Below are 26014 nucleotides of genomic sequence, written 5' to 3'. Positions count from 1 at the left end.
CCGTCACCCCAGGTACGCACGGCACCACCGACCCAAGGGAATGACGATGGGAAAGCTCGACGGCAAGGTCGCGGTCATCACCGGCGGAACCACCGGCATGGCGCTGGCAGGCGCGAAGCTGTTCGTCGACGAGGGAGCGCACGTCTTCATCACCGGCCGCCGCCAGGACGCCCTGGACGAGGCCGTGAAGCAGATCGGCCGCAACGTCACCGGCGTCCAGGGTGACGCCGCCGACCTGGACGACCTGGACCGCCTGTACGACACCGTCAGGCGGGAGAAGGGACGCATCGACGTGCTGTGGGCCAGTGCCGGAGGGGGCGAGCCCGCCCCGCTCGGCGAGATCACCGAGGCCCAGTTCGACACCTGGTTCGGGCTCAACGCCCGCGGCACCCTGTTCACCGTCCAGAAGGCCCTCCCGCTCTTCAGCGACGGCGGTTCCATCCTGATGACCGGCTCCAACGCTTCCCTCGGCGCCTTCCCCGGCTGGAGCGTCTACGCCGGCAGCAAGGCCGTCCAGCAGGCATGGGCCCGCGTCTGGCTCAACGAGCTCAAGGACCGCCGCATCCGCGTCAACGTCCTGACTCCCGGCCAGGTCGCCACCGCCAAGCAGGAAGAACTCTTCGACGAGGCCACCAAGCGCCAGTTCGAGTCCCTCATTCCCCGTGGCCAGATGGGCCGCCCCGACGAAATCGCCACCGCCGCCCTCTTCCTCGCCTCCGACGACTCCAGCTACGTCAACGGCATGGAACTCGTCGCCGACGGCGGCACCACCGCCATCTGAACCGGACAACACACAACCAGGGCAGGACATCTCATGAGCAACATCAGCATCATCGGCACCGGGAACATGGCGCGCACCATCGGCGCGCGGGCGATAGCGGGCGGCAACACTGTCGAGTTCATGGGCCGCGATCGGTCCAAGGCCGCTGACCTGGCCAAGACTCTCGGCGGCGGCGCCACGACGGGAGAATGGGGCACCGCCCCGGCCGGGGACATCGTCATCGTGGCCCTGTTGCACGACCGCGTCGTGCCGGTCGTCGCCCGGTACGGAGACGCTCTGGCGGGCAAGGTCATCGTCGACATCAGCAACCCCTTCAACTCCACGTTCGACGGGCTGGCCCACCGCGAGGAGACCTCCATCACGCAGGAAGTCGCCAAGGTGGCCCCGACCGGCGCCGCCGTGGTGAAGGCGTTCAACACCGTCTTCCGCCAGGTCCTGGAGAAGGGCCGGCCCGACATCTTCATCGCCGGCGACGATGCGCAGGCCAAGGCAAGTGTGGCGGCGTTCATCGAGAGCCTCGGGCTGCGCCCGCTGGACGTCGGCGGCCTGAAAATGGCGCACTGGCTGGAAGGAGCGGGGCTGGTGACGGTGGGCCTCGCCAACCACGGGGTGGGGAAATGGGACTTCGCTCTCAGCATCGCCGAACTTCCCGCCGGAGAAAACGACTGACGGATCACCGAAAGGACCCGCCGATGAAGCCCGGCCGCCGCACCGGCGCGCGCTCATCGCGTTGGTGTACCCGCGCCGCCAGAACACCCTCGCCCAGGCCCGGGCTCCCGTCGAACGTGGCATGGCACGGGTGAAGTTCGATCAGGCTGTGTGGGAGGTCGAGTGCGGCAGGGCAGGAAGTCAACAGGGCTCCTGTGCTGCGCGACGGGAATGGCAGACGAGGTGCTCTCGGCCGGCTCCGGCAACCCTGTCCGGTCAGGGCGCCGGCGGCGCAGCCCACGACCGCGCCGCCGGCGCCCACGGATTACCGGTCAGCACATGGTGTGGACTTCTCTCATGGAGAGCTTCACCTGTTTTTCTTGAAGGCCAGAGAAGCGATCACGACGGCTACCACGACAGCCGCGACGACAAGCAGCCACGCTGGAAGCTGGTCGAGGCCCTTGTACGCGAGAGTGATCTGGTCGCCCATTTTCTATCTCCTTGCATGAGAGTGAAACGGAAATCCCTCAGCTTGCTTGTCGGAGCAGAGGAGAGAGCCTTCCCCGAGTCGTGACCTGCTGAGACTCTTCCGGCCGCGGAAGAAGCCCAGCGCTCGACAGACCTCCTTCCACACGGAAGCACCAAGACACCCACGAACAGGCCGAACTTATATGGCCATTCGCCCGAGATATCGTCGCCGACCGGCACCGACGCCGGCCGACAGGCGGGGAACCGGGCGCACCGGGTGCAGTCGGTCCTCCTGGGCTTGGACCAGACCGCGCCCCTGGCCGGTCCCGCGCCCGCCGGGCTCCTGGTCCAGCAGACCGGTTCCACCGGCCTGCTCACCGCATGTGCCGTGTTCTCCCTGCTGGCGGCCGTATTGATGCCACCGCGCACTGCTGGACCTAGAGCTACCGCGCCCGGTGCGACGAAGGCGGAAGGCAGACGGGGGTTTGCGGGCCGGTTGGTCGGTGCTGAGGGAGCGGCCCGTGCTGGCCTGGCTGGTGGGCAGGTTCGTCGTGTCGAACCTTTCGATCGGGCTGGATCAGGCGGCGACCCCGGTGATTGTCGTGCAGCAGCTGGGGCATTCCACCGGCTCGGTCGGGCTGATCTGGTGCGTCGCAGTCGCAGTCGCACGCCGTCGATCGACGAGCATGCCGACACCGTGCGTGTCGGCTAGCCGGACCCGCATCCCGGTCAGGCCGACCACCGTGTAGGTGCGCTCCTGGAACCTGACCCGGTCGCCGAGCCGCAGCCGACCAGACCGCGCGGAGTTCACGGCCGGCCCCCGGACGTCAGGTGCACCAGGGTGCCGGTTCCCAGCGGGGCGGTCATCAGGTCCGCCGTCAGTTCGTGCCGCCAGAGCAGGTGGTAAAGCACAGGCAACACGGCCAGTCGGTCACCGACCCGTTCAGCCCCGGCTAGCAGGGGCAGCGGATCGGCAAAGAACTCCCTCAGCCGGTCGGCCACCGGCGCGCGATGGCAGCGGCCGTGTCGGTAGCGGGCCAGCCAGCGGAGGTTCGCCCGGTAGGGCTGGTGTAGGTCGCCGACGTAGCGGAACTGCCAGCCCGCGACCTCGCAGATCCGCGAGGTGAACGCGAAGACCTCGGCGGTGGCCTTGTCGACCAGGTTCTCCGGTCGCACATCGACAATGACACCTGTGCCGTCCAGCAACCGGGCGAAGTAGTCCGGGGTGTGCCCGCGCTCCCGCTTCCCATCCATCCAGGCAAGGCGGAAGGGCTGGGAGGCCAGCGCGACGACGGCGGGATCGAAGTCCAGCGCCATCGCCGCGTCCCTCTCCACCCACGACTCATAGCCCACGTGGGTCCGCGAGGTCGACGCCCAGTACTCGCCGGTGAAGTTCTCCTGTCCCTTGAACGAGGCGAACGGCCGCACTGGCGACGCCAGTGCGAAGGGCTCTGCCCACCAGCTCGCCAACGGACCGGAACGCTCGACGCCGTCGGCATCGACGAATCCGACCTCGACACCCGAGGTGTACTCCCAGGTGCATGCCACACCTGCGGACCCGTCCACGAACACCTCCACCCTGCCGGGATCGTCCTGTCACTGCGAGGGTGGAGGATCCTGCGGATCACCGTGGCCGAGAGCCGTATATCGTCATGCGAAAGGGCGACAACCCGTCTCAAACAATCTGGTTGACGCAGGGCAGTAGGGATCTGGCCGCTCCCGCGCCATCGTCACGGCCGCAGTTCCCGGGCCTGCGGGTCGAAGCAGTTGAGGCCCATCGACGAAGCAACCTCCGCCGCGTAGGCAGATGCCTCCACCGCCATGCTCCAGCGCATGGGGAAGTAGATCAGCGGCCCCCGGGCCTCCCTGATCAGCGGACCGGTCGACCAAGGCGAGGTGTTGTCCTCATCCTCGGTGAGATCGGGCCACCGTTCCAAAAGGGCGGAGACGAAAGCCGCTATTCGCTCCACCGGAGGAACTGCAGGCTCCTCTGTGTCGATGTATCGGTCGTACAGATCGGTGAAGCACAGGGCTGCAGCGTCGTCATCCGCAGGCCGCTCGCCCTCCCACACGGCAAGGTCGTAGCTCATGGGCGCAGCCTGCCACCCCTCACCGACAGCGGTACCGCCGGACCAGATCATCTGAGACGACGAGCGAATCGGACCAGATCATTTGAGACGGGGACCAGATCGCCTGAGACGGGACAGCCCGGTAGGCGCGGTCCCGGGCACGCTGCGAGGCCACTGTCCTGTCTCAGCGAACCCTGACCGATCTCACTGAACTTGGACCGGTGCGGCCACGGGCAGCGCTGCCTGCACTCGGAACCGCCCGCGGCGAAGTGGGGACGTCGCCGCCCTTTCAGGTGGCGAGCGGGCCTCCGTGCAAGGTACGGCGGGGATGGGAAATGCGGCAGCAGGAACAGATCATTTTCTCTATAAGATTGAGCCAGGAGTGCCTTTACTGGCCAATCTCGGAACGATCAAGTTATTGCAGCGCTCGTCGACGCTACGGTGCATTTGAAAACCGGTTGAGTCCTATCCGATTGGCCTGGCCAACAAGGGAGAAGATCAGTGAGAAGGAAATCCGGGGCGAAAAGGCGTCTTTTATCCATCGCTGCGGTCTGCGGGGCCGTAGTAGGTGTCACCTTGAGTGGGGTGAGCACTGCGTCCGCGGCCCCGCCGGGCTACGCGGGCCCGTTCGATGGCCCGTGCAAGGGCACCCTGGTGAGGACCATCGGAGTGCCGGACAATGTGGCCCAGATCCAAGTCTGGTATGACAGCGCCGGCAGCGGTACGTACTGTGCGAAGACCTACGACAATCGGTCGGGCAAGCACAACATGGAGGTTCGTCTGCGCCACTGGCTATGGGCGACATCCTGGAACGACACCGGTCTGTTCGACACCTACGCAGGAGGCATTTACGTCTCCGAGGCCGACAAGGCATGCGCCTACGTCAGTGGGTGGGTAGAGGTCAATGGCACCAGGTACACACGTTCCGAGACCCAGGTCTGCGAGACATCCTGAGCTTCCCTTTCCCTGGCCCTGAGGGTGATCGCGGCCCAAGTGATCAGGTTCTCGGAGTTCAAGATGAGGCGTTCAAGCCCGTTGCATGCCGACGGGCGCGTGCATCGTCCAGGCGGGTAATCGTTCGACGTGGGTGAACTCCCAGCCCACACCCAATCCGCGTGCGGACGTGCAATTTGCACGCCACAACCTCTGAAACGACAGCTGTTCGCCACGCAACCTCGCTGCGCGGAGCAGTCGGGGCCGAGGCTCCGCGCAGCACTGCCTCCCACGTCGGATCGTCCGCCGCTGGCAGCAATTGGGCCTGGGCGGCCTCGGACCGCTTGGACGTTCAGCGGATCTCTTGCCGTATTGATGACCGGCGCCCACCGGACCCTGCTGCCGACCACCAATGGGCAGTCCTGCGGCGGCCCAGACAGCCGACGTGCCCAACGGCTGTACGCGGGGCTGGAGCAGGTCGCGGCTCAGCACGCGGTGCTCGTTCGAAGTTGAGGGCGCCCGCGCACTCTCCTCTCCATCTGGTCGCCCGAGGGGGTGTCCTCCTCCGGTGAGCCCGCCCTGTGCCGGGCTCACCGCTGGCTGCGGCGGCGGGGGCGGGCGGGAGCAGCAGGGCGAGACCGATGGCCGCCGTGGCACAGAACGGTGTCGCGCCAGTACTACGGACCAGACGTGCGAAACGAAGAAAGCGGCTCGCCGGCCGCGGCAGAAGCTCGGTGAACTGCCTTCGAATCGCTCAGCAGTTGTCGCCGCCTCCTCCCGTTCGGGCTTCTCTCAACCAACGGCTGCGCACGATCATGGTGGCCGTGGCGACGACGGTTCACTCCTTTGGCTGGTACATCACACATTCGACCCTCACATCGCGAGAGCGATAGCTAGCGTGCGGCGTTCACAACTGGCGCTCCAGGGAGGGAAAATGGACACCACGGGGGATCAGAAGCAGGCTTCGTCGTCCGGGACGGCGGTGCGTGATGTGGTTCGTGCCGTCATCGCCGAGGTGGCGGCCGAGGAACTGCCCGTTGTGGACGGGTTACGCCGCTTCGACGACGAGACCGTGATCGCACGTCTGACCAGCCGTCGCAGGGGCCGCGAGCCCCTGGGGTTCGGGCTGGAGGAAATGGTCTATCTGGCCACTCCGGTGATCTGGGTGGCCCTGGACGAATGCGTGAGGCGAGTCGTCGGCCGCACGATCGACGGCACTCCCTCCCGGTCGGGAGGGCGGTTCGGCGGCATGTTCCGGCGACGATCCGCACCGCTGGTGGTACCCGTGCTGAACGCCGATCAGGTGGCCGAGGTACGGCGGCGAATCGTGGAGTTGTCCGCGGAGACCGGTCTGGAGGACGAGCGCGCGGAGACGCTCGCCGATCGGGTGGCGGTTCACCTTCTGCTGCCTGCGGATTCGCCCGCGCCCTCCCGGGGGACCGACCGTGACGACGACACCGACGAGTTGAACACCCCTGCGTAGTCATGTCAGTGCCGACCACGCGGATCGACGAACGAGTCCTCGCGGCGGGGACCACATCCCGCTTCGTGCTGCTGACAGCGCTGGCCCTCGTCGCCAGCCTCTCGGCGATGAAGAATGTCAACTACACCATTTCCTATTGGCTCACATCAGAAGGGAACGTCCTCGGGAGCGTCGGCTGCTATTACGCGGCGGGAGCCGATCCCAACGGCGATCCCCAGGAGACCCTGCTGGCGTTACGGCGCCCGGGAGTCGCGGAGGCACTGGACGTCTGCCAACGCCGCTTCGAGCACAGATTGCCGTTGTGGCCCGTGCTGCTGGAACTGGCGCTGCTGATCGCCGCGGTGGCCGTCCTCTACTGGGTGCTGCCCCGCTGGAAAGGCCGGCGCGGGAAGGTCGTACCGCTCGATCGGCAGATCGATCCGACCGGTGAGGTGCGTCGTCTCGTCGACGAACTGGTTGCCGTGGCCGGGCTCACCCGCCCTCCGCGGGTCGTCGTCGACCCGGCGGCTCATACGCCCAGTGCCGTCGTGTTCGGGCGGTGGCGCCGATACACCGTATGCCTGCACGGTGGATTGCTCGTCCGTCGATTGGCCGACCCTGCCGGGTTTCGCGGAGTCGTGCTCCACGAACTCGCCCATATCCGGAATCGGGATGTCGACATCACTTACGCCACCGTCGCGTTGTGGCGGGTCTTCCTCGCGGTCCTGATGCCGGCCAACGTGCTGATCCACGCCGCCTACCTCAGGCGGGACCTCCCCCAGTACCCGTAGTACCCGTCCGGGGGTTACGCGGCGACGAATGTCCCGAGCGCGGTCTACGAACTGTGCCAGGCGCTGTTCCTGACCGTGCTGGTCTATCTCGCGCGTGCCGACGTGCTCCGCACCCGGGAGCTCTACGCCGACGCCGACGCCGCGCGGTGGGGCGCCGACCCGCGTGCGTGGCGGCACGGCGCCGCCGCCCGGGCGAGTGCGGGTCGGGTCAGGCGCGCGCTCATCTCGTTCGCCGGTCTCTGGCGTACGCATCCGGACTGGGCACAGCGGGAGCGGGCGCTGGTCGACCCCGTTCGGTTGTTCGACGTCCAGCGGATGCCCATGTTCTTGGCCGGCGCGGCGGCGATCATCGTCACCGACTGGGCGAGTGGCTCGGCCGATCTGGGTCAGGGTGATGTTCCGGCCTGGGCGCAGTTGGCCTGCGCGCTGCTCGGTGCGGGGCTGGCGACCGCGATCGTGGGCACCATGCTGTGGCGGGCCGCCGTCCACGCGGTGCTCACGGGCCGACGCGGAAGGGGCTCGCGAGCGCAGGCGTACGGTCGTCGGGCATCGCCACCGCGGACCGGCTGCACGACGGCCTGACCAAGGAGGTCGCGAGGGTCCGACCGATGGTCACCGGGCTGACCGACCCAGGCCCTCATACCGGCACCGGGGAGGATTCGGTCGGCCGGGCCGAACGCGTCGGCGAGCTGATCGCGTCCCTGAGGATGCCCAGGCCCGACCTGACCGCCTTGGTGGCCCAGGAACCGAAGCTGTCGGCCGCGTACCGCACCGCGCCCAAGTGCGCCCCGCCCGAACCACTGCCCACGGCCGCGGACGGCACGGATGTCGGCGCCTGCAAGGACGGGACCTGCGAAATCCTCGTAACGAAACAGACGCATCTCGCGATCGGCGAATGGAAAGTACGCGCGTCGCTGTCGGAAACCAAGGCCACGGTGCGCAACAACGACCCCGGCGGTGCCGTGGGGGAGGTCTGGCTGACCGACGGCGGAACCGGATCATTCGGCGAAGCGGATGGCAGAGAACTCGCCTTCAACGCCGTCGCCATCGACAAGGACGGCGCCGTGCTGAAGTTCCGCACGAAGTGATCCCTCATCGGGGAGGCCCTCCGCTTCGCCGAGCCGTCGCTCCTGCTCAGCCTCGGCGACTCATCGGCCGGACACCGGCCCTTGGTCACTTGCCGGGCCCGGTCACCGTGATAGCTGTGCATGGTGAACCGGCGGAGCGTCGCGAGCATCAAAGGGAGAGGGAGCCCCCTGGTTCTCCCGAGACGGGCAGTCGTGCCGGGTGACCGGTTCTCCCTGACATCGCCCGTCGTGCTTTCGGCTTCGGCCCCGGTTCGCGTCCGGACCGGGAAGACAGGAGACGCACCATGCCCGCCAGGGATCTGAGCACCGGCCCCCGGCCGGCCACCGCGGACCGGCGCCGTCTGCTTCTCGGCGTTCTCCCCGCCGCCGCCCTGCTGGCCGCGGGCTGTGCCCGGTCGAACGCTGAGGAGCCGACGGAGAAGAGGCCCCTCGCCCTGGTCTACAACGGCCCTCAGGGCTGCTCCGACTGCGCGCCGACGATCGCCTCCCTGCTGCGCCGGGCGCCGGGGTCCTTCCGTGTCAAGTACGTCGGCCCCGGCACCGGGGTCCCCCTGACCGCCCGCGTTCTGGCCGACGCGCGGCTGTACGTCCAGCCGGGCGGCGGTTCCGACCTCGACGGGGTGTGGCGGGTACTGCGTGACTCGGCCGGGATCATGCGCGACTGGGTCCGGGGCGGCGGCAGTTACCTGGGCCTGTGCTTCGGCGGTTACCTCGCCGGACGCAACCCCGGGTTCGACCTGCTGCCCGGTGACACCAACGGATACATCGACCTCCCGGACACCACGGTCCATGACGATCGGGACACCGTGGTGCCGGTGACGTGGCGCGGCAAGCGGCGGTACATGTACTTCCAGGACGGCCCGGCCTTCCTCCTCGACCACGGCGCCGATGCCGACGTCCTGGCCGTCTACCCCAACGGAGCGGCTGCCGTCGTCGTCGCCCCGTACGGCCGGGGCAGCGTCGGAGTCAGCGGCCCCCACCCGGAGGCCGACCGCTCCTGGTACGAGGAGGCCGGGCTGAAGAATCCCGACGGTGTCCGGTTCGACCTGGCCAACGAACTGATCGAGAGGACCGTCGGGCGGACCAGATGAAGATGCGTCCGGTTTGGCGACAACGGCTCGACCCCGCGCCCCGAACCCGGCTGACCGGTGCTCGGCCCCTCGCGCCGTCGTCAGGAGCGTGCGAGCCGGGCCGCGAGATAGGGTGCGGTGGCGCTGTGGCGGGTCCTTGCCACCTTGGTCGGCGGGCCCGCCGCGACCACTCGCCCGCCCGCGTCGCCGCCGCCCGGCCCGAGGTCGATGACCCAGTCGGCGGTGGCGATCGTGTCCAGGTCGTGCTCGACGAGGACGACCGTGTTGCCGGCGTCGACGAGCCGGTGCAGTTGTCGCAGCAGCAGGGCGACGTCCGAGGGATGCAGCCCCGCCGTCGGCTCGTCGAGCAGGTAGAGCGCGTGGCCGCGGCGGGCTCGCTGGAGTTCGGTGGCCAGTTTGATGCGTTGCGCCTCACCGCCGCTCAGCTCCGTCGCGGGCTGTCCCAGCCGCAGGTATCCCAGTCCCACCTCGCGCAACGTCTCCAGACTTCGGGAGGCGGCCGGGACGGCGGACAGGAACGTGGCGGCGGCGTCGACGGACAGCCCCAGTACTTCCGCGATGTTCTTGCCGCGGTAGGTGACCTCCAGGGTTTCGGCGTTGTACCGGGCGCCCCGGCAGGTCGGGCACGGGGCGTAGGTGCCGGGCAGGAAGAGCAGTTCCACCGCGACGAATCCCTCGCCCTGGCAGGTCTCGCACCGCCCGTCGGGCACGTTGAAGGAGAACCGCCCGGCCGAGTAGCCGCGTGCCCTGGCCTCGTCCGTCGCCGCGTACAGCTTGCGCACCGCGTCGAACATCCCCGTGTACGTGGCCAGGTTGGACCGGGGAGTACGGCCGATGGGCCGTTGGTCGACCCGGACCAGCCGGTCGAACGACTCGACCCCCGACGCGTCCTGGACGTCGACCTCCAGCTGCGCCTCGTCGGGCTCCTCGGACACGAGTCCGAGGTGGTCGCGGACGACCTCGGCGAGCACCTGCGTCACCAGCGTCGACTTTCCGGAACCGGACACGCCCGTCACCGCCGTCAGTACGCAGAGTGGTACGTCGACGGACACGTCGTGCAGATTGTGGCGGGAGACACCGCTCAGGTGCAGCCAGCCGTGCGGTGTACGCGGGCGGTGATCGAGCGGCTTGGCACGCCCGAACAGGTACCGGCTCGTGGCCGACTCCTCCACCTGCTCAAGACCGGCGACCGGGCCGCTGTACAGCACGCGCCCGCCGCCCTCGCCCGCGCCGGGGCCGATGTCGACCACCCAGTCCGCCCGCCGTACGACGTCCATGTCGTGCTCCACGACGAACAGCGAGTTGCCCGCCGCCTTGAGGCGGTCCAGCACGTCCAGCAGCGGTTCCGCGTCGGCCGGGTGCAGGCCCGCGGAGGGTTCGTCGAGGACGTAGACGACCCCGAACAGCCCCGAGCGCAACTGGGTGGCGATCCGCAGCCGCTGCGCCTCGCCGGGCGACAGGGTCGTCGAGCGGCGCCCGAGACTGAGGTATCCGAGGCCCAGGTCGAGCAGGACGCCGACCCGCGCGACCAGATCACCGCAGATCCGGACCGCGACCTCGGTCGTCTCCCCGGATCGGGCGGTCGACGTGGTGGCGTCGGCCTCGGACCGCCCCGCGACGGGCCGCAGCAGAGCCACGACCTCGCTGAGCGGCATCGCGTTGATTTCGGCGATGGAACGTCCGGCGAAGGTCACGGCGAGCGCCTCGGGCCGCAGTCCGCTGCCGTGACACTCCGGGCAGGGCACACTCCTGACGTACCGGAGCGCCCGTTCGCGCATCCTCTCGCTCTTGGAGTCGGCGAGGACGTGCATGACGTGCTTGCGGGCGCTCCAGAACTTGCCCTGGTAGCCGTAGTCGACGCGGTCCTCCTCCGGCTCGATGTACACGGAGGGCTGCTCGTCCGTGTACAGCAGCCAGTCCCGGTCCTTCTTCCTGAGCCTGCGCCACGGTCGGTCGATGTCGATCCCCAGACCGCTCACGACACTGCGCAGGTTGGCGCCTTGCCAGGCGCCCGGCCAGGCCGCGATCGCCCCCTCGCGGATGCTCAGCGAGGGATCCGGGACGAGCAGGTCCTCGGCGACGTCGTGCACGACGCCCAGTCCGTGGCACCGCGGGCAGGCGCCGGCCGCGGTGTTGGGTGAGAACGACTCGGCTTCCAGCCGTGGGGCCCGGGGCGGATAGGTGCCGGCGCGGGAGTAGAGCATGCGCAGCAGATTCGACAGCGTGGTGATGGTGCCGACCGTCGAGCGCGAGCTGGGCGACCCGCGTCGCTGCTGGAGGGCCACGGCCGGTGGCAGCCCGCTGATTTCCCGCACGTGCGGTGCGCCGGCCTGGTGCAGCAGCCTTCGGGCGTACGGCGCCACGGACTCGAAGTAGCGCCGCTGGGCCTCGGCGTAGAGCGTGCCGAACGCGAGCGAGGACTTGCCCGAACCGGAGACACCGGTGAAGGCGACCATCGCGTCCCTCGGAACGTCGACATCGATGTTCCGCAGGTTGTTCTCACTGGCGCCCCGTACATGCACGAAGGGGTCGGTCGCGTCCTTGTCCACCGTCCCTGATTACCTGATCGCGCCGGGAACCGCGCGACAGGCGCCGTTCGCCACGCCGTCCTGCCGGTGCCAGACTGGTTCTATGAGCCCGGCGTGGACCGGCGCCGACGAGCGGCCACGCTGGTGTCCTGAAGAAGTGAGCGGATCACCCGCGCCTCGCCGCCGAGGACGGTGACTCGGGGCTGTGGCCGAGTGGTCGGGAAGCGTGGCCCGACATGAAGGCAGTGGTGTACAACGGCCCGCACGACGTCAGCGTCAGCGAGGTCCCCGACGCCAAGATCGAACATCCCAATGACATCGTCGTCCGGATCACCTCCACGAACATCTGCGGCTCGGACCTGCACATGTACGAGGGGCGCACGTCCTTCGAGCAGGGGCGCAGCCTCGGACACGAGAACATGGGCGAGGTCGTGGAGGTCGGCTCCGGAGTCAGCAAGGTGAAGGTGGGGGAGTACGTCGTCCTGCCCTTCAACATCGCGTGCGGCTTCTGCAAGCAGTGTGAGCGGGGACTGACGAACTACTGCCTCACCATGCAGCCCGAACCTGCCATGGCGGGAGCCGCGTACGGGTTCGCCGAGATGGGGCCGTACGCCGGTGGCCAGGCGGAGTACCTGCGCGTACCGTTCGGTGACTTCAACGCTCTCCGGCTCGGCGAGGACGCCGCCGAGCGGCAGAAGGACTATGTGATGCTGGCGGACATCTTCCCGACCGGCTACCACGCGACCGAGATGGCCGGTGTGAAGCCGGGCGACCAGACCGTGGTCTTCGGGGCCGGACCGGTCGGCCTGATGGCCGCGTACTCCGCCGTGCTCAAGGGCGCGGGCCGGGTGTGGGTCGCCGACCAGCAACCGGACCGGCTGGCGCTGGCGGAGCACGTGGGCGCGATCGCCATCGACACGCGCAAGGAGGACCCCGCCGAGGTGATCAAGGAGGCCACCCTCGGGCTCGGCGCGGACAACGGCTGCGAGTGTGTCGGCTACCAGGCCCACGATCCGCAGGGCCAGGAGGACGCGTCCCTCACGCTCAACCAGCTCATCGACTCGGTGCGCTTCACCGGCCGGCTCGGCGTCGTCGGCGTGTTCCTGCCCGAGGACCCCGGCGGGAAGGAAGCTCAGAACGGACTGGAGGCCCAGGGGAAGGTCCCTCTGGACTACGGGCTCATGTGGTTCAAGGGCCAGAGCATGGGCACCGGGCAGGCACCGGTCAAGCGGTACAACCGCGCGCTGCGCGACCTGATCGCCGGCGGCGAGGCCGAGCCGTCCTTCCTGGTCTCGCACGAACTCCCGCTCCACGAGGCGCCCGGCGCGTACGAGAACTTCGACCGGCGCAGCCCGGGATGGACGAAGGTGGTTCTGCACCCCGAATCCGTGCCCGCGTAGACAGGCTGTGCCCGGACGGCGCTGCCGCCGCCGCTGCCGTTGGGAGCGGTGGCGGGATCGTGGTTCCCGGTGTGGGGTTGCCCTTCAGGGGCACCCGTGAGGTGTCGCACGAGCCCGGAGGTACGGGGTCGGTACGAGAGAGGGAGACACCGGTGCAGAAGAAGCGGAAGCTGCCGCTCGCCTACAAGCCTGTCGGGTTCGCCCTCGGATGGGTGGGCGGAACGATGGCCGGGCTCGCCTTCCAGAAGGCGTGGAAGGTGATACGGCACGAGGATGACGCACCCGATGCTCTGGACCGTGACCGCGGGTGGGGCGAGGTGCTGCTCGCTGCGGCCGTGCAGGGCGCGATCTTCGCGGTGGTACGCAGCGCCGTGGACCGGTCGGGCGCCAAGGCCATCGAACGGGTCACCGGCACCTGGCCGGCCCCGGACAAGGGTGGCCGCGACTGACGGCGTCAGCTGTCCCGCTCGTCCCCAGCCGTCTGTTCCGGCGGCGCTTCGACGTGCCGCCGGAACAGACGGCTGGGGAACGGGTGGCCAGGCCAGGGACCAGGAGGCTCGGGAGCAAGCCGAGCCCGATTCAGGAGAGTGAGGCGCCCTCGTGGCTCGCGCGGCGATCTTCGACGTTGACGGCACCCTGACCGACACGAACTACCTGCACGTCACCAGTTGGTGGCAGGCGTTCCGCGGGGCGGGCCACCAGGTGGCGATGTCCGACATCCACCGGGCGATCGGGCTCGGCGCCGGTGATCTCATCGCCCAGTTGCTCGACGACGATCGGGACCATGACCGGGACGATGAGATCAGCTCCGCGCACAGCACGCTGTACGGCACGTACTTCGGCCGGCTGACGGCCTTCGGATCCGCCGCTGATCTCCTGCGGGTACTGGCCGGACAGGGCTGGACGAACATCCTGGCCTCCTCGGCGACCGGACCGGAACTCGACGCCCTGCGCCGGGCGATCGACGCGGACGACGTCATCGCCGGAACCGCGAGCGCGGACGACGTACCGCGGGGCAAACCGGCGCCCGACCCCGTGCGTGCCGCGCTGGACCTCGCCGGGGTGCCCGCGGAGCGCGCGGTCTTCGTCGGCGACGCGGTGTGGGACATGGAAGCGGCGTCGAGGGCGGGTGTGCGGAGCGTCGCGGTTCTGTCGGGCGGCATTCCGCGCGACGCGCTCGAAGCCGCCGGGGCCGGCGAAGTGTACGAGAACGTCGCCGACCTGCTGGCCCGGCTCGACAGCAGCGTCTTCATGGGCCCGGCGTGAACGACGGGGGCGGCAGAGAACGGACAGCGAGGAGCTTCCCTCGCGATACCGAGCGAATCCCAGGGCCCCCGCCCCCTCCGTGATTGTCCGGTGTGGACCACGGAGGCCGGGCGGCGTGCTGTCCGGGTCCTCCGAGCGCTGCCAGGCAGCTGTCCGGCTCAGCGGCCCACGGCCTTGCGCAGCTGTTCCTTGTTCATGGACGAGCGGCCTTCGACGTTCTTCTTCCTGGCCTCCGCGTAGAGCTGGTCCCTCGTCGGGCCCCGCGCTCCGCTGTGGGAGCGCTCGCCGCCGCGCTGCGAGGCGGACTTGGGGTCGCGGGTGGACGTTCTGCTCGTGGATTTCGCCTCGCCCGAGCGGGCGCGCTCCTTGTTGACCGTGCGCGAGGCGATCTCCTTCGCGCGCCCTTCGGGCGTACCGCGCTTCTCGGCGCTTTTCTTGATGTGTTCGTACTGCCGCTCTCGCTTGGGACTGGCTCCTGCGGGCACGATGTGCCTCCTTCTCGTCCTGTGCGGTGGGATCGCTATGGGTACCCCGGACCTCACCGGTCCTCACACGGGTGAACGGGTGCCCATGAGCCCGTCTCCCATACACGTCATCCGCTCATGTCGGTTGGCGGCGGGAGCTGTTCCAGCCAGTTCCAGAGGGCGCGTTCGCGGTCTGCGTCGTAGGACTCGGTGGAGGACGCCGTGGCCTTCTTCCGGTGGATGTAGGCACCGGTCGCGGCAGGGGTGACGCCGAGGACGGTGTCGGCGAGTTTCTTGCCCGCGGGGACCGGGGTGTCCACGAGCGGTGTGACCGTGAGTAGCGGGATGACCTTGCTCATCAGGAAGGGAAAGGCGCCACCGGTTTCGCGCGCGAGCCCGGTACCGACCACGAGGCTGGGGTTGTACGAGACGATGTCGATGCCGTCGGGCAGTCGGCGGGCCCATTCGTGGACCAGGTGCACGCCGCCGAGTTTGCTCGTCACGTAGGCACGACGGCCGGCCCGGACATTCCCGGATCGGTCGAAGGCTCCGGGTCGGGAGATCTCCGGGATGGCCCACCGGGGTGCGGGCATGGTCCCTCCGGTGTGCCGGAGGTCGCCGAAGTGGGCGTCGCTGACCGTGACGACGATGCGTGCCGGCGCCTGGATGTGGGGGTGCAGCTGCCTGAGGAGCTGGTGGGTGGACATGACGTTCACGGCGAAGGTCGTCTCGTATCCGTCGACCGTGGTCCGCAACGCGTTGGAGAGATGGACACCCGCGTTGAGGACGAGGCCCCGCAGCGGAGGCAACTCGCCTGAATCGAGGAGGTCTTCCAGCTGTGCGCCGGCGGCGGCGACGCTCGACCTGCTCGACAGATCGATGTCGACGGTCGAGACGTGCGGCGAGATCTCTCGCAGGCCCGGCAGCACCTCGGCGGCGGAGGAGGCTCGTCCAAGAACAACGAGGTGGGTGTCGGGTCTGCGCCTGAGGATGTCCCGCGCGGCTTCCAGGCCGATCCCCCGAGTGGCTCCGGTCATGATCAAGGTCTGGTTCGCCGCGGTCATAGGTGCGCCTCCTGCGTGAATTCGTACGAGAACCGGTGTGCTGCGTCGGCGTATGCGTTCTCCGCCGCCATCGACACTGGCGGAGTGCTCGATGATCAGGGAGCCTTCGTCGAGCCTGGTATCCGCAGGGCCACACACCCGGCCCGGCGCCGGCCGCTGGTGCGGGACAATGAGGTCATGGTGGGAGATCGGCGGTCGGGGCTGGGCGAGTATCTACGCCACCACCGCGCGGAAATGACACCCCTGGACCGACCCGGGGCATCGCCTCTGTCCCACAGGCGTGTGCCGGGCCTGCGACGTCAGGAGCTCGCCGACGTGGCGGGCATCTCTGTCGAGTACTACACCCGTCTAGAACAGGGGCGTGCGTCCCGCCCTTCGCGGGAGATCCTGACCGCACTGGCGCGGGCCTTCCGGCTCTCGGACGCCGAGCGGGACCACTTGTTCCGCCTCGCCGACGAGCGACCTCCGCAGCCGCGAGCACCAGCCGCGGAGATCCGACCGGGGCTCCGGAAACTGCTCGACACCCTGGACGACACCATGCCGGTCACCATTCACGACGGCCGGCTCGACATGCTGGCGTTCAACGCCGCCGCGGCGGATCTGTTCGGGCCCGTCTTCGACGACGGGCCTTACGGCCGCAACATCGTCCACCAGGCCTTCACGTCGGTGGGACTGGGCGAAGTGCTCGGGGACGAGGGGGCGGAGCAACTGGCCCGAGTGGCCGCCGCCGAACTTCGCAAAGCACTCAGTCTCTACCCGGACGATGAGCGACTTCGTTCTCTGTTGCGCGAACTGTCCACGACCAGTGCCGAGTTCGGCCGCCACTGGGAGCGAGGGGAGATCGGGACATGGAGGTCCGCGATGAAGCGCGTCAACCATCCGACCAGAGGTTTGCTCGCGTTCGACAGCGAGATGCTGCACGACCCCGAGAGCGACCACTGGATCATGCTTTTCACGCCCCGCGACGTAGTGGAGCTGTGAGGTGCGGTGGTCCCGGTAGGCGGGGGCCGGTCGACGTGAGCGTCACTGAATGCACCATTCGACTTGAAGCGTCAACAACTCCTGTTAGTGTTGCCGCATGGCAGACAGCACAGCGGGAGACAAGGCGGCGCCTGACGCGCCTGACGCGCCGGACGCGGAAGCATCGGGTACGGCGGAGCCGACCGGACCGCCTGCCGCGACACGGTGGCTGAGCCCCGAGGAGCGGGAGGCGTGGCTGGCCAACTCCGCCATCATGATCAGCCTGCCGGCCGCCCTGGACGCGCGGATGCAGCGCGAGACGCGACTGACCTTCTTCGAGTACATGGTGCTCTCGGTGCTGTCCGAAGAGCCGGCTCGTACGCTCCAGATGAGCGATCTGGCGGCGCGGACGTCGGCGTCGCTCTCACGGTTGTCGCATGTAGTCGGCCGGCTGGAGAAGCGCGGGCTGCTCACGCGCGCCCGGGTCCCGGGCCCCGGCAGACGTACCAATACGACACTGACCGAGGCCGGTTTCGACGAAGTCGTGGCCGCCGCGCCTGGGCATGTCGCCGCCGTCCGCGAGTACTTGATGGACGAGCTGGAGCCGCACGAGCTGGCGACACTGCGCCGTATCGGCGCCGCGGTCGACGCCGCGATCAAGCGCGGGAGGCCCGACCCGGCTTCCGGGGCGTCGGGCGCGGGGGGTTCTTGAGCCGGTTGACCGCCCGCTCAGCCTCGTCGCGGCGTCGGCGGTTCCACGCTCAACTGCGTTGACGGGCGCGCCGGTTGCCGTTCGTGGCCGGGCGGGGTGGTTGTCGTGCCTGGTTGCGGAATTGTGCGGGTGATGTGCCGACGACGCGGCGGAACGCGGTGCTGAACGCGCTTTCGGACAGGTAGCCCGTGGCGCGTGTGAGTTCGGAGATGGACAGGGTGTCGCGGGCGAGGGCGTCGCGGGCGAGGCTGATGCGCCACTGGATCAGGTACTCCAGCGGTGGGACCCCGACGTGTTTCTTGAAGGCCTGGGCGAACGCGGATCGCGACATGTGGCTGATCTCGGCGAGTTCCCTGAGGGTCCAGGAGTGGGCGATGTCCGCGTGGACGGCGCGCAGGGCGGCGCCGATGCCGTCCTCGTTGAGGGCGCCCAGCCAGCCGGTGGGCCGGTCGGTCTGGCCGGCGTGGGCGCGGAGCATGTGGACGAGCAGGATCTGTGCGAGGTGGTTCTGCACCAGTGGGCCGCCGGGGGCGGCGACCCCGACCTCGGTGGCGAGGAGATCGGTGAGCCGGGCGAGCGTACTGCCGTGGGGATCGGCCACGCGGACGATCACGAGCGGCGGCAGGAGATTGGTCAGGAGGGCCGCGTTCCGTTCGTCGAAGGCGATGTGCCCGACGCAGAGGTAGACGTCCTCCTCGGACTCCGGGCCGATCCGTGCGTATCCGTCCTCGGCGGCTGCCCACACCGGCCCGGCGGGGCGCGGGGTGGCGTCGGGTGTGCTGGCCAGTACGTAGGGCGGGGGGTTGCCCAGCATGAAGGTGTCGCCCTCCCGCAGGAGCACCGGTTCGTGCCCTTCGAGGATCAGCCAGCACGTGCCGCGTACGAGGCCGCCCACCCGTACGTGGAGGAAGGTGTCGAAGCGCAGGGCCCACTCGCCGGCGGCCCGGAGATTGGGCCCGACCACCGTGCGGGGCCGGAGCAGGCCGATCGAATCGGCCACCGGATCTCCGAAACCGAGCACCGACGACACCTCCTGGACGATACGTAAAGAACGACGGACTCTGCGTCATGGATAGTCTCCCCGATCTCCCGCAGGATCGAAAGCGAACGGATCGGCATCGAGAGAGTGATGGAGACACCCACATGGGACAGCTGGATGGCAAGACGTCGGTGGTCACCGGGGGCGGCACCGGTATCGGTCTGGCCACCGCCGTACGACTGGCGGACGAGGGCGCGTACGTGTTCATCACCGGCCGGCGCGAGGCCGAACTGGCGTCCGCCGTCAAGACCGTCGGAGCCGACCGGGCCACCGCGGTCGTCGGCGACATCTCGAAGTCGGAGGACCTGGACCGGCTCTACGAGGCGGTCCAGGCGCGCGGCGAGGGTCTGGACGTGCTCGTGGCGAACGCGGCGGTCGCATCGTTCATGACGCTGGAGCAGACCACCGAGGAGCACTTCGACCAGACCTTCGCGATCAACACCCGAGGCATGCTGTTCACCGTGCAGAAGGCGTTGCCGCTGCTCAACGACGGAGCCTCCGTCATTCTGGTCGGCTCGACGGCCGGCGACCGTGGAATAGAGGCGTTCGGCGCGTACGCGGCGTCGAAGGCGGCCGTCCGCTCCTTCGCGCGGACGTGGTCCAACGAACTCAAGGACCGTGGCATCCGGGTCAACGTGCTCTCGCCGGGGTGGATCGACACTCCCGGGGGCGCCGCGGTCTTCGGCGACGAGGAGACCGCTCAGGCTGTCAAGGAACATGCCGCCGCGACCGTGGCCAAGGGGCGGATGGGCCGGCCTGAGGAGGCCGCCGCGGTCGTGGCCTTCCTGGCCTCGGAACAGAGCAGCTACGTCGTCGGCGCGAACCTCTACGTCGATGGTGGCGCGAACCAGATCTGAGCGGGCACCAGGTGTTCTCGGACATCGTGCAGCCAGTGTCTGTGCGGAACCGCCGGGTGCACCAGTGACACCGCGTCATGCGTGACTGCCCGGAACGTCATGGCGCGGACATGACGCGAAGCCACTACCGCGAGCGCCGGCCGGGGGAGTCGGGCACCGTACCCCGCCCTGGGGCAAGTCCCGCGCCACCGAGGCCCGTTGCCGGTGCTCGACGGTTCCGCCCGTTGCTCGACGGTTCTGTCCGGTGCCCGACGCTTCTGTCCGCCGCTCGACGGTTCCGTCCGCTACTCGGCGGTGGTGCGACCGTTCCGTCCGCCGAGTGCGCCGATCACCGTGGCCACCAGCAGATCGGTCCGGGCTCCCGCTTCGTCCCACTGGCCGTTCGCCGCGCCAGTCAAGCTGGGCGCGTCCTCGGGCAGTCCGCCCACCTCGCACAGGAGGGTCAGATAGAGCTGGCGTCCCCATGCCGGGTCGGCCGAAGTGATCGCTCCGGCGCTGTGCAGCCGTGCGAACAGCGCGTCGAGACCGTCCGCGGCCTCTCGGCTGAGCAGCGGCCTGCCCGTCAGGGAGTCCGAGTTGAGGTCCATGGTGAACCGGTGGCTGATCTTGAGCCCAAAAATGATCTCGGTCAGGCGGTGCAGCGCGACCGCCGGGGGCGCCGTCTCCGCGCGCGCCTGCTTGAGCGCGAGCAGATATTGCTCATTGAGCCGCGCGCTCAAGGCGTCGATGAGGGCTTTCCGGGAGGAGAAGCGGCGGTGGATCGTGACTCGGGTGAGCCCGGCCGCCTCCGCGATCCGCTCCAGCGAAGCGGTCGAGTCGACGGCGAGCACGGCCTCGGCCGCCTCCAGGATTCGAGCCGTGCTGCGTTCCGCGTCTGCCCGCAGCCGTCGCGGAGGGCTGGTGTCTCTCATTGCGCGTCCCATGTCCGGAGTCACTCTACCGAGCATAAATGATGCATGCATGTATCAGTACGATGGTGATCTGATACTGTCGAGCTTCATTTAGGGCTGCGCATCCTGCGGGAAACCGGCCCGCCGTGGGCGGGCGCGAGAGAAGGCGTGAGAATGACATCGGACAGCACCAAGGTGAATGAGCGGCCCGGACGCCTGGGCGACGACGCCCTGAATCTGCGTACCGACCCGCGCACCGATCCACGAGTGGTGGAAGCGCTGGCACGGTTCGGTCTGGATCACGACACCGTGCCTGCCCCGCTCGGCCCCGACGCCTCGCGGGAGCGACTTCTCGAGTTCGTCACGGCCGCGGAGGCCGGGTCCGAGCAGCTCTTCGCCACGCTCGTCGCCGGCCTGGAACCGATCGCCGGCCTCGACCACCACACCGAGACGATCCCCGGTCCGGCCGGGAACGACATCCAGTTGTACGTGTCGCGGCCCGCGGCCCCCTCCGCCCCGGCCCCCTCCGCCCCCCTGCCCGGCATCGTCTATCTGCACGGGGGCGGCATGGTGATGCTCCAAGGCTCGGGCCCCATCTACGCCCGGTTCCACGACGAGTTGGCCGCCGGCGGTCTTGTCGTCGTCGGCGTCGAATTCCGCAACGGCGGTGGCCGGCTCGGTCCCCACCCGTTCCCGGCCGGCCTCGACGACTGTGCGGCAGCGCTCGACTGGGTGCACGAGCACCGTGAGGAACTGGGGATATCCACGCTCACGGTCGCGGGCGAGTCGGGCGGGGGCAATCTGGCGCTCGCCACCGCGATCCGCGCCAAGCGCGAGGGAAGGCTTGCCGCCATCGACGGCGTCTACTCCCTGGTCCCGTGCATCTCCGGACTCTACGGGCGCAGCGCCGAGGAGCGGGAAGCGGCGTTTCCGTCGCTCGTCGAGAACGACGGCTACCTCATGGCTTGCGACGCCGCCGCCATTCTCGCCGAGGTCTACGATCCCGGTGCCGAGCACGCCACCGATCCTCTCTGCTGGCCCATTCACGCAACCACGCAGGACCTGGCCGGGCTGCCACCGCACGCCATCTCCGTCAACGAGCTCGACCCGCTGCGGGACGAGGGGCTGGCCTACCACCGCGCCCTCGTCGAGGCCGGCGTCGACTCGACGTCCCGGACTGTGGCCGGCACGGGCCACGCGGGCGATCTGATGTTCCGGGCCGCCGTCCCGGAGATGTACGAGGAGACCGTCCGGAGTGTGCAACGCTTCGTTGCCGGCCTCCCGTCGTGAGGTTCTGCGGCAGACCGAGCGCCGGATTCAGTGCCACCGCTGAGGGCTACCGGGACCGGCCGGTGGGGGAGTTGGCCGAGTTCGGCGCATCTGTGGACCTCTTCGGTCACGACTTCGGCGGCGTGCGTGCCGCCGAAGTCGTGGCCCATCACGGGTCGGCGTGGTCACAGCCAGTCGTGTTCGCGGGCGTACCGCGCCGCTTCGTGCCGGGTCTGGGTCTGGGTCTTCCGCATCGCGTTGGACAGATAGTTGCGGACGGTGCCCTCGGCGAGGTGGAGCTGACCGGCGATGTCGGCGACGGAGTAGCCGTCGGCCGTGGCGCGCAGGACGTCGATCTCACGGTCGGTGAGCGGGCAGTCGTCGATGAGGGCGAGCGCGGAGACGTCCGGGTCGATCCAGCGCCGTCCCTCGTGCAGGGCCGCGATGACGGACGCGATGTCCGCCGGTTCGGCGGACTTGCTGACGAATCCCTGGACACCGAGCTTCAGCGCCCGGCGCAGCACCCCGGGCCGGGCGTGCCGGGTCAGCATGAGGATGACCTGGTCGGGGCGGACGCTGCGGATCGCCGAGACGGCGCTGAGCCCATCGACGCCGGGCATCTCCAGGTCGATGACGAGCACGTCCGGCCGGTACCGCAGGGTGGCCCGTACGGCTTCCTCGCCGTCCGCGGCTTCGGCGCGTACGGAGATGTCGCCCTCGAGCGGCAGCAGCGCGGCGAGCGCCTTGCGCAGGAGTGCCTCGTCGTCGGCGATCACGATGGTGGTCATCGGGCCTCCTGTGCCTCGGGACCGGGCGACGGGAAGTCGGCGACGGTCAGGAAAAGCCCGTCCTTCTGGTCCACCGTGAGCTTCCCCCCGTTGTCGGCCACGCGTTGCTGGAGAACGGCGAGACCGCTGAGTTCCGGGAGCGGCGTGTCCGGTACGCCGTCGTTCACGATGGTGATGCCTGACTCGGACAAGGTGATCCGCACTTCTCGGGCCTGGGCGTGCCGCAGGATATTGGTCGTTGTCTCGCGCAGGACCTGGCCGAGCAGTTCGCCCGCGCGACTGTCCACGTCCGCCACGCGGCGGATGTGGACCTGGATGCCGGCGGCCTCGAACAGGTTCTTCGCGTTCTCCAGCTCGGCGGGGAGGTTGAGCCGGCGCTGTGCGTAGACGAGTTCCTTGGTCTGGGTGATGGTGTCGCCGACGAGAGAGCGGATCTCGCGCAGTTCCTGCTCCGCCCGGCCGGGGTCGCGATGGAGCAGCTTCTGTGCGAGGGCGACCTTGAGCTTCACCACGTGCAGGGTGTGACCCTGGATGTCGTGCAGGTCGCTGGCGAACCGCATACGCTCACGCACCACGGCCAGCTCCGCCTCATGCTGACGTGACTCCTCCAGCTCCTGGACGACGTCGTAGAAATTCTTGTTGGGGAACATCAGCCCCGTCACGATGGCGGTGACTCCCGCGGGGACGATGACGTACCTGATCAGCACCTGGCGCGGGTCGTCATCCGTTACCAGGAACCGTGCCGCGCCCACGAGGGCGACATAGCTGACCAGGGTGACGGCGGCTGCGGCACGATGGCGGCGCAGCCGCGGTACGACCAGCGGGCCCACGATGGACAGACCGAAGATCGCTTTGCCGCTCCCGGCCGCCAGCGCACCGAAGAGCCAGACGCCCGCGGTGATGATCAAACAGGGCACGGCGACCCGGGCCAGCTTGCCCGCCGTCCACGATATGAAGGCCACCAGCGTCGCGGCCACACCCAGGCCCAGGACCACGGCGTCCGACCAGGACTCGGCGTCCAGCGCTACCAGGTACACCCCACTGAAAGCGAGCACCGGGAGCAGCGTGATCAGGTTGAGCCGGCGCAGCCGTCCCTTTGACGTCGGCTCGGTGATTTCAGACATCGTCCGGCCAGTATCCGTGCTGGTCCCGCGGTACACCAGTGACACCACGTCATGCCCGGCCGTCACGAATGTCATGGCGCGGACGTGATGAAAAGCCACTACCGGGAGCGCGTCACGGCCGGTTGGATCGACGCATGCCCGAGCCACCGGCGGCTGAACCCGTCGTCACCGGTGGCCGCACCCGCCGGCGCTCCGCCACGAAGTGACCCGACCCCCTTTTCATGATCGCTCGCGGTGAGCCGATCGAGATCAGGGTGGTACACCAGCTCAGGAGATTCGGAAGCCCCCACGCCTATGTCCGTCGAATCCCACGGAAACGTCTTGGCCGCGCTGCGGGGGGAGTTCTTCACCGGACGCGTCGCCGAACTGCGACTGCTGCGCGAGTTGCTGCACAACAAAGCCCGTGGCTTCTTCATGGTGTGGCTGCACGGCATGGGAGGTGTCGGCAAGAGCACCCTGCTGCTCCGGTTCGCGGACGAGGCGCGGGCGCACGGCAGGGCCGTACGCACCGTCGACATGCGCTGCACGGATGCGACACCGGATGCCTTCTGGGCCGCACTCACGGCGCAGGGACCGCCCGAGGACGCGCAGTTGCTGCTGATCGACTCCGCGGAGTCGCTCGGTTCGCTGGAGCGGTGGCTGCGCGAGGAGTTCCTGCCCCGTATGCCCACGCATCTGCTGGTCGTGGTCGGCTCGCGCCGCCCCCCGGAGACCGAGTGGCGTACCGACCCCCAGTGGTGGCACGCGCTGCGCAGCATACGGTTGCCGGGCATGAACGACGCCGAGGCGGCCGTGGTCCTGCGCAACCGGGGTGTGCCGGAGACATCGGTGGCCGAGATGGTCCGGGCCGCGCACGGACTGCCGCTGGCTCTGGCGCTCTTCGCCGACGACAGGGAAACCTCCGCGGGGACCGTCGGACCGGGCGGTGGGCGGGATCTGTACGACTCACCCGATCTGGCACGGGAGTTGCTGAAACAGCTCCTGCGGGAGACCCCGTCGGCGGCCAGGACCGACGCGCTCCAAGTACTGGCGCTGGCCAGGGTCACCACCGAGGAACTGGTGCGGCGCACCCTGGATGTGCCGGTGGCCGAGGCCCAGGCGCTGTTCGCCTGGCTGCACGGACTGTCGTTCGTACGCAGCACCGCCGCCGGTCTCATACCCCACGGACTGGTACGAGAAGCGGTGCTGGTCGATCTGCGCTGGCGCGATCCGGAGACGTACGAGCGCCTGCTGCGCCGGCTGCACACGCATCTGACCGAACGGCTGACCCGGCGTACGGGGGGCCGCTGGGCGTTCGGCGCCGGCCTCGCCTACCTCGGCAGGGCGAACTCCGTGGTCCGCGACGCGGCGGACTGGAACGGGGCGGACCGTCTCCAACTGCGCGCCGCGCGCCCGGAGGACCTGCCCACGGTGCTGGACGCGATAGAGGCGGAGCACGGCGCCGGGGCCCGCGGTCTCGCCCGGCAGTGGTGGGATCGGCAGCCCTCGGCGTTCGTCCTCGCCGAGGACGAACGCGGTGTCGTCGGCACGCTCGTGGCGCCCTCGCTGGAACCGGACGCCACGGACCTGCCCGACGATCCGGTCGCGCACCTCGCGCTGGAACACCTGGCCGACCGGTCGTCGCCGTTACGACGCACCGGGCGGCTGCTGCTGGGTCGTTGGAGCACCGGCAGCGCGGTGGCGGCCTGCTTCGCCCTCACCACGCTGTGGGCGACCACACCAGGTCTCGCGGTGAGCTGGACCTGCGTGGCACAGGACCAGAGGGAACTCTCACGGCTGCTCGGTCTGTACGGCCGGCAGACCGGGGAGAGGGCCGGCCGCGCGGACGGCGAGCCGATGTCCGCGTACGTGTGGGACTGGCGCCGTGTGCCGTTCGCCCGCTGGGCGGAGGAACTGAGCAACCGGCTGCTGGCGGACGAGCCCGCGGCCTCGTCCGCGGTCGCCGAACCGGTGACCCCCGCCATGCCGTGGCCGGAGTTCGTGGGGGCCGTCAAGCACGCCTACCAGAATGCCTCGGAACCGGAGCAACTGGCGCACAGCGCGCTGCTCCGCACCCGGCTGGTGGCCTCCGACGCGGGCCCCGCCGCGCTGCGCCAAGTGCTCACGGAGACCGTGCTGAAGTTGCGGTCGCAGCCCGGCCAACGGCAGTTGGCCGAGGTCCTGGAGATCACCTATCTGAGCGGGCCGCGCAGCCAGCAGGCCGCGGCCAACCGGGCGGCGCTGTCCTTCAGCACCTACCGGCGCCGGCTCTCCGCTTCGCTGGTGACGGCGGCCGAACTCCTGCGGGACCGCGAGCTGTACGAACCGGTGCCGCCATGAGTC

At 69.2% G+C, this 26014-nt stretch carries 27 protein-coding genes; 17 read left to right on the top strand and 10 right to left on the bottom strand.

Annotation, left to right across the window (positions count from 1 at the left end):
• Positions 1–46 precede the first annotated feature (46 nt).
• The gene (locus ACFYNU_RS25940; protein ID WP_356594460.1) at positions 47–781 is read left to right on the top strand and encodes an SDR family oxidoreductase; all 735 of its coding nucleotides are present in this window, start codon (positions 47–49) and stop codon (positions 779–781) included.
• 33 nt (positions 782–814) lie between these two features.
• On the top strand, positions 815–1450 hold the full coding sequence (locus ACFYNU_RS25935; protein WP_356594462.1) for an NAD(P)-binding domain-containing protein: 636 nt from the start codon (positions 815–817) through the stop codon (positions 1448–1450).
• A 346-nt stretch (positions 1451–1796) separates the two neighbouring features.
• On the opposite strand, the gene ACFYNU_RS25930 is transcribed toward ACFYNU_RS25935, so the two are convergent.
• Positions 1797–1919, bottom strand: a complete 123-nt coding sequence (locus ACFYNU_RS25930) for a hypothetical protein (RefSeq protein WP_356594464.1) — start codon at positions 1917–1919, stop codon at positions 1797–1799.
• Between the two features lie 499 nt (positions 1920–2418).
• On the opposite strand from ACFYNU_RS25930, the gene ACFYNU_RS25925 reads away from it, so the two are divergent.
• Positions 2419–2646, top strand: a complete 228-nt coding sequence (locus ACFYNU_RS25925) for a hypothetical protein (protein WP_356594466.1) — start codon at positions 2419–2421, stop codon at positions 2644–2646.
• Between the two features lie 58 nt (positions 2647–2704).
• On the opposite strand, the gene ACFYNU_RS25920 is transcribed toward ACFYNU_RS25925, so the two are convergent.
• The gene (locus ACFYNU_RS25920) at positions 2705–3463 is read right to left on the bottom strand and encodes a TnsA-like heteromeric transposase endonuclease subunit (RefSeq protein ID WP_388767357.1); all 759 of its coding nucleotides are present in this window, start codon (positions 3461–3463) and stop codon (positions 2705–2707) included.
• A gap of 164 nt (positions 3464–3627) precedes the next feature.
• A complete protein-coding gene (locus ACFYNU_RS25915) occupies positions 3628–3987 on the bottom strand; it encodes a hypothetical protein (protein ID WP_356594470.1) in 360 nt (119 codons plus the stop codon).
• A 564-nt stretch (positions 3988–4551) separates the two neighbouring features.
• Between ACFYNU_RS25915 and ACFYNU_RS25910 the strand changes: the two genes are divergently transcribed.
• The 6 genes from ACFYNU_RS25910 (at position 4552) to ACFYNU_RS25885 (ending at position 9331) form a co-directional block, all read left to right on the top strand.
• Positions 4552–4920, top strand: coding sequence for a hypothetical protein (locus tag ACFYNU_RS25910; protein ID WP_356594472.1), 369 nt, complete (start codon positions 4552–4554; stop codon positions 4918–4920).
• A gap of 913 nt (positions 4921–5833) precedes the next feature.
• Positions 5834–6382 (top strand): hypothetical protein, encoded by a 549-nt coding sequence (locus tag ACFYNU_RS25905; RefSeq protein WP_356594474.1) that lies wholly within the window; start codon positions 5834–5836, stop codon positions 6380–6382.
• 8 nt (positions 6383–6390) lie between these two features.
• Entirely contained in the window at positions 6391–7152 is a 762-nt protein-coding gene (locus ACFYNU_RS25900; protein WP_356594476.1) for a M48 family metalloprotease, read from the top strand.
• A gap of 75 nt (positions 7153–7227) precedes the next feature.
• A complete protein-coding gene (locus ACFYNU_RS25895) occupies positions 7228–7734 on the top strand; it encodes a hypothetical protein (protein ID WP_356594478.1) in 507 nt (168 codons plus the stop codon).
• Between the two features lie 26 nt (positions 7735–7760).
• Entirely contained in the window at positions 7761–8240 is a 480-nt protein-coding gene (locus ACFYNU_RS25890) for a hypothetical protein (protein WP_356594480.1), read from the top strand.
• A gap of 284 nt (positions 8241–8524) precedes the next feature.
• Positions 8525–9331: a BPL-N domain-containing protein gene (locus ACFYNU_RS25885; protein ID WP_356594482.1), complete on the top strand. Its 807-nt coding sequence runs from the start codon at positions 8525–8527 to the stop codon at positions 9329–9331.
• A gap of 80 nt (positions 9332–9411) precedes the next feature.
• Here ACFYNU_RS25885 and uvrA read toward each other — a convergent pair whose 3' ends face one another.
• On the bottom strand, positions 9412–11880 hold the full coding sequence (gene uvrA, locus ACFYNU_RS25880; RefSeq protein ID WP_356594484.1) for an excinuclease ABC subunit UvrA: 2469 nt from the start codon (positions 11878–11880) through the stop codon (positions 9412–9414).
• Positions 11881–12095: 215 nt separating this feature from the next.
• On the opposite strand from uvrA, the gene ACFYNU_RS25875 reads away from it, so the two are divergent.
• The 3 genes from ACFYNU_RS25875 to ACFYNU_RS25865 all read left to right on the top strand — a co-directional run bounded on the left by ACFYNU_RS25875 (position 12096) and on the right by ACFYNU_RS25865 (position 14525).
• Positions 12096–13259 (top strand): glutathione-independent formaldehyde dehydrogenase, encoded by a 1164-nt coding sequence (locus tag ACFYNU_RS25875; protein ID WP_356594486.1) that lies wholly within the window; start codon positions 12096–12098, stop codon positions 13257–13259.
• Positions 13260–13411: 152 nt separating this feature from the next.
• Entirely contained in the window at positions 13412–13708 is a 297-nt protein-coding gene (locus tag ACFYNU_RS25870; RefSeq protein WP_356594488.1) for a DUF4235 domain-containing protein, read from the top strand.
• A 151-nt stretch (positions 13709–13859) separates the two neighbouring features.
• A complete protein-coding gene (locus ACFYNU_RS25865; protein WP_356594490.1) occupies positions 13860–14525 on the top strand; it encodes an HAD family hydrolase in 666 nt (221 codons plus the stop codon).
• A 158-nt stretch (positions 14526–14683) separates the two neighbouring features.
• Here the strand turns inward: ACFYNU_RS25865 and ACFYNU_RS25860 are convergent, their stop codons facing one another.
• Together ACFYNU_RS25860 and ACFYNU_RS25855 are read right to left on the bottom strand one after the other, a co-directional pair.
• Complete coding sequence (locus ACFYNU_RS25860) at positions 14684–15010, bottom strand: plasmid stabilization protein (RefSeq protein WP_356594493.1); 327 nt, start codon at positions 15008–15010, stop codon at positions 14684–14686.
• A gap of 107 nt (positions 15011–15117) precedes the next feature.
• The gene (locus tag ACFYNU_RS25855; protein WP_356594495.1) at positions 15118–16053 is read right to left on the bottom strand and encodes an SDR family NAD(P)-dependent oxidoreductase; all 936 of its coding nucleotides are present in this window, start codon (positions 16051–16053) and stop codon (positions 15118–15120) included.
• Positions 16054–16068: 15 nt separating this feature from the next.
• On the opposite strand from ACFYNU_RS25855, the gene ACFYNU_RS25850 reads away from it, so the two are divergent.
• Together ACFYNU_RS25850 and ACFYNU_RS25845 are read left to right on the top strand one after the other, a co-directional pair.
• Positions 16069–17034, top strand: a complete 966-nt coding sequence (locus ACFYNU_RS25850; protein ID WP_356594497.1) for a helix-turn-helix transcriptional regulator — start codon at positions 16069–16071, stop codon at positions 17032–17034.
• Between the two features lie 97 nt (positions 17035–17131).
• Complete coding sequence (locus ACFYNU_RS25845) at positions 17132–17725, top strand: MarR family transcriptional regulator (protein ID WP_356594499.1); 594 nt, start codon at positions 17132–17134, stop codon at positions 17723–17725.
• Positions 17726–17774: 49 nt separating this feature from the next.
• On the opposite strand, the gene ACFYNU_RS25840 is transcribed toward ACFYNU_RS25845, so the two are convergent.
• Positions 17775–18755, bottom strand: coding sequence for an AraC family transcriptional regulator (locus ACFYNU_RS25840; RefSeq protein WP_356594501.1), 981 nt, complete (start codon positions 18753–18755; stop codon positions 17775–17777).
• 113 nt (positions 18756–18868) lie between these two features.
• Here ACFYNU_RS25840 and ACFYNU_RS25835 point away from each other — a divergent pair, with 113 nt between their 5' ends.
• A complete protein-coding gene (locus ACFYNU_RS25835) occupies positions 18869–19621 on the top strand; it encodes an SDR family oxidoreductase (protein WP_356594503.1) in 753 nt (250 codons plus the stop codon).
• 284 nt (positions 19622–19905) lie between these two features.
• On the opposite strand, the gene ACFYNU_RS25830 is transcribed toward ACFYNU_RS25835, so the two are convergent.
• On the bottom strand, positions 19906–20532 hold the full coding sequence (locus ACFYNU_RS25830; RefSeq protein ID WP_356594505.1) for a helix-turn-helix domain-containing protein: 627 nt from the start codon (positions 20530–20532) through the stop codon (positions 19906–19908).
• Positions 20533–20685: 153 nt separating this feature from the next.
• Between ACFYNU_RS25830 and ACFYNU_RS25825 the strand changes: the two genes are divergently transcribed.
• A complete protein-coding gene (locus ACFYNU_RS25825; RefSeq protein ID WP_356594507.1) occupies positions 20686–21801 on the top strand; it encodes an alpha/beta hydrolase fold domain-containing protein in 1116 nt (371 codons plus the stop codon).
• 164 nt (positions 21802–21965) lie between these two features.
• On the opposite strand, the gene ACFYNU_RS25820 is transcribed toward ACFYNU_RS25825, so the two are convergent.
• Complete coding sequence (locus ACFYNU_RS25820) at positions 21966–22568, bottom strand: response regulator transcription factor (RefSeq protein ID WP_356594509.1); 603 nt, start codon at positions 22566–22568, stop codon at positions 21966–21968.
• Entirely contained in the window at positions 22565–23692 is a 1128-nt protein-coding gene (locus tag ACFYNU_RS25815) for a histidine kinase (protein ID WP_356594511.1), read from the bottom strand. The genes ACFYNU_RS25820 and ACFYNU_RS25815 overlap by 4 nt, the downstream gene beginning before the upstream one ends.
• Before the next feature lie 294 nt (positions 23693–23986).
• Between ACFYNU_RS25815 and ACFYNU_RS25810 the strand changes: the two genes are divergently transcribed.
• Complete coding sequence (locus ACFYNU_RS25810) at positions 23987–26011, top strand: AAA family ATPase (protein WP_388767349.1); 2025 nt, start codon at positions 23987–23989, stop codon at positions 26009–26011.
• Positions 26012–26014: the final 3 nt, after the last annotated feature.

This window comes from Streptomyces sp. NPDC006643 (assembly GCF_042870175.1).
GTDB lineage: Bacteria > Actinomycetota > Actinomycetes > Streptomycetales > Streptomycetaceae > Streptomyces.
This window is presented reverse-complemented; position numbering and strand designations above follow the sequence as displayed.

Coding starts and splice junctions, on each gene's coding strand:
- ACFYNU_RS25940 (WP_356594460.1), top strand. CDS start 47: ATGGGAAAGCTCGACGGCAAGGTCGCGGTCATCACCGGCGGAACCACC.
- ACFYNU_RS25935 (WP_356594462.1), top strand. CDS start 815: ATGAGCAACATCAGCATCATCGGCACCGGGAACATGGCGCGCACCATC.
- ACFYNU_RS25930 (WP_356594464.1), bottom strand. CDS start 1,919: ATGGGCGACCAGATCACTCTCGCGTACAAGGGCCTCGACCAGCTTCCA.
- ACFYNU_RS25915 (WP_356594470.1), bottom strand. CDS start 3,987: ATGAGCTACGACCTTGCCGTGTGGGAGGGCGAGCGGCCTGCGGATGAC.
- ACFYNU_RS25905 (WP_356594474.1), top strand. CDS start 5,834: ATGGACACCACGGGGGATCAGAAGCAGGCTTCGTCGTCCGGGACGGCG.
- ACFYNU_RS25890 (WP_356594480.1), top strand. CDS start 7,761: ATGGTCACCGGGCTGACCGACCCAGGCCCTCATACCGGCACCGGGGAG.
- ACFYNU_RS25885 (WP_356594482.1), top strand. CDS start 8,525: ATGCCCGCCAGGGATCTGAGCACCGGCCCCCGGCCGGCCACCGCGGAC.
- ACFYNU_RS25875 (WP_356594486.1), top strand. CDS start 12,096: ATGAAGGCAGTGGTGTACAACGGCCCGCACGACGTCAGCGTCAGCGAG.
- ACFYNU_RS25855 (WP_356594495.1), bottom strand. CDS start 16,053: ATGACCGCGGCGAACCAGACCTTGATCATGACCGGAGCCACTCGGGGG.
- ACFYNU_RS25845 (WP_356594499.1), top strand. CDS start 17,132: ATGGCAGACAGCACAGCGGGAGACAAGGCGGCGCCTGACGCGCCTGAC.
- ACFYNU_RS25835 (WP_356594503.1), top strand. CDS start 18,869: ATGGGACAGCTGGATGGCAAGACGTCGGTGGTCACCGGGGGCGGCACC.
- ACFYNU_RS25830 (WP_356594505.1), bottom strand. CDS start 20,532: ATGAGAGACACCAGCCCTCCGCGACGGCTGCGGGCAGACGCGGAACGC.
- ACFYNU_RS25825 (WP_356594507.1), top strand. CDS start 20,686: ATGACATCGGACAGCACCAAGGTGAATGAGCGGCCCGGACGCCTGGGC.
- ACFYNU_RS25820 (WP_356594509.1), bottom strand. CDS start 22,568: ATGACCACCATCGTGATCGCCGACGACGAGGCACTCCTGCGCAAGGCG.
- ACFYNU_RS25815 (WP_356594511.1), bottom strand. CDS start 23,692: ATGTCTGAAATCACCGAGCCGACGTCAAAGGGACGGCTGCGCCGGCTC.
- ACFYNU_RS25810 (WP_388767349.1), top strand. CDS start 23,987: ATGTCCGTCGAATCCCACGGAAACGTCTTGGCCGCGCTGCGGGGGGAG.